This window comes from Streptosporangium sp. NPDC051022 (assembly GCF_040683035.1).
Classification (GTDB): domain Bacteria; phylum Actinomycetota; class Actinomycetes; order Streptosporangiales; family Streptosporangiaceae; genus Streptosporangium.
The window spans coordinates 1-2,331 of sequence record NZ_JBFBCF010000083.1 but is presented as its reverse complement, the minus strand read 5'-3'; the positions used below and the strand labels follow the sequence as shown (position 1 = coordinate 2,331).

Sequence of the window (2,331 nt, the reverse complement as noted above, 5' to 3'; positions counted from 1 at the left end):
CGCGACGATGAGCGATCCGCTGTCGGGCGGCGGCACCCCGTCCATCGGCCGGCCGATCTGGAACACCCGGATCTACGTGCTCGACGCGGCCTTGAGGCCGGTGCCGGTGGGTGTGGCGGGTGAGCTGTATGTGTCCGGTCCGGGGCTGGCGCGCTGCTATCAGGGACGTCCCGGCCTGACGGCGGAGCGGTTTGTGGCGTGTCCGTTCGGTGCGCCGGGTGAGCGGATGTACCGCAGTGGTGACCTGGCCCGCTGGAGGCCGGACGGACAGTTGGAGTTCGTCGGCCGTACCGATGACCAGGTGAAGCTTCGAGGGTTCAGGATCGAACTCGGCGAAGTGGAAGCGGTGCTGGCCCGATACCAGGGCGTCATCGACTCGGTTGTCACAGTGCGGGAGGACCAACCGGCTGACCGGCAACTGGTGGCGTACGTCGTGGGTGATGTGGATGTCGCGGGGCTTCGTCAGTACGTGGCCGGGCGGTTGCCGGAGTACATGGTTCCGGCTGCGGTGGTGGTGCTGGACGCGTTGCCGTTGACGGTGAACGGGAAGCTGGATCGCAAGGCGTTGCCTGCTCCTGACCTCTCCTCTCCGGTGTCGTCGCGTGCTCCGCGGACGTCGTTGGAGGAGGCACTGAGCAGGGTGTTCGCCGAGGTGCTGGGGGTGGAGCGGGTCGGTGTCGACGATTCGTTCTTCGATCTGGGCGGCCACTCCCTGTCCGCGGCCAGATTGGTCGGCCGGATCCGCAGGGTTCTGGACCTTGAGGTGCCGGTCGGAGTGCTGTTCGAGGCGCCGACGGTGGCGGGTCTTGCGGAGCGGCTGGCGGTTTCGGGTGAGGAGGCTCGTCCGGCGTTGGTGGCGGTGGAGCGCTCTGGTGTGGTTCCGTTGTCGTTCGCTCAGCAGCGCCTTTGGTTCCTGAACCGTTTCGACGACGGTACCGCGACCTACAACATTCCTATCGCGTTGCGGTTGGCGGGTGGGTTGGACGTCGTGGCGTTGGGGGCGGCGTTGCGGGACGTGGTCGGGCGGCATGAGTCGTTGCGGACGTTGTTTCCCGAGGTGGACGGGGTCGCTCGTCAGCAGGTCCTGGACGTTTCGTGCTGGCCGGGGTTGCGGGGGGTGGAGGTCGGTGAGGACGGCGATCTTCAGGCGGCGGTCGAGGGGGAAACGCGCCGTGGGTTTGATGTTTCGGTTGAGTTGCCGTTCCGGGCTTGTTTGTTCCGGGTGTCGGGCGGTGAGCATGTGTTGTTGCTGGTGTTGCATCACATCGCGGGGGATGGGTGGTCGCTGGCGCCGTTGGCTCGTGACGTTGCGGTGGCGTATCGGGCTCGTGTGGATGATGTGGCTCCTCGGTGGGCGCCGTTGCCGGTGCAGTATGCCGACTACGCGCTCTGGCAGCGGGAGCTGCTGGGGGGTGAGGAGGACGCGGCCAGCCTGATCAGTCAGCAGCTCGGCTATTGGCGCCAAGCGCTGATGGACCTGCCGGAACAACTGGAGTTGCCGTTCGACCGGCCCCGTTCCGCGCGTGCCAGTCATCGCGGGGGTGCGGTGCCGTTTGAGGTTTCGGCGCGGTTGCACCGTGATCTGGAGCGGGTGGCGCGTGAGTCCGGTGCGACGATGTTCATGGTGCTTCAGGCCGGGCTTGCGGCGTTGTTGAGCCGGTTGGGTGCGGGGAGTGATGTTCCGATCGGGTCTCCGGTGGCCGGTCGTACGGATCAGGCGCTGGACGATCTGGTCGGGTTCTTTGTCAACACGCTGGTGTTGCGGACCGATGTGTCGGGGGATCCGTCGTTTCGGGAGTTGGTCGATCGGGTGCGTGAGGCGGATCTGGCGGCCTACGCCCATCAGGATGTGCCGTTCGAGCGTTTGGTGGAGTTGCTCAATCCCGAGCGTTCCATGGCCCGGCACCCCCTGTTCCAGGTGATGCTGGCCTTCCAGAACAACGTGGTGCCGGAACTGGACCTGCCGGGGCTGTCGTGGACGTCGCTGCCGGTGAACCTGGGGACGGCCAAGTTCGATCTGGCCGTCAGTCTGGCCGAGCGTCGCGATGCCGACGGACTGGACGGATCGCTGGAGTACGCGGTCGATCTGTTCGATCGGGAGACGGTCGAGTTGCTGGCCGCACGGCTGACCGTCGTGCTGGAGGCGGTGGCCGTTGACAGTGATGTGCGGGTGGGTCAGCTGGATGTGCTGTCGCCGGAAGAGCGGCGGCAAGTTCTGGTCGAGTGGAATGACACGGCGCTTGAGGTGCCGGTGGCGACTCTTCCGGAGTTGTTCGAGGCCCAGGTCCGGGAGAGGGGTGCGGCGACCGCGGTGGTGTGCGGGGACGTCAC

The 2,331-nt window shown here is 66.6% G+C and carries 1 protein-coding gene; it reads left to right on the top strand.

All coding sequences use genetic code 11. The annotated features are described in order from the left end of the window. The coding region (locus AB0N02_RS47265; RefSeq protein ID WP_363961747.1) for a condensation domain-containing protein at positions 1-2,331 on the top strand (2,331 nt) is incomplete at both ends.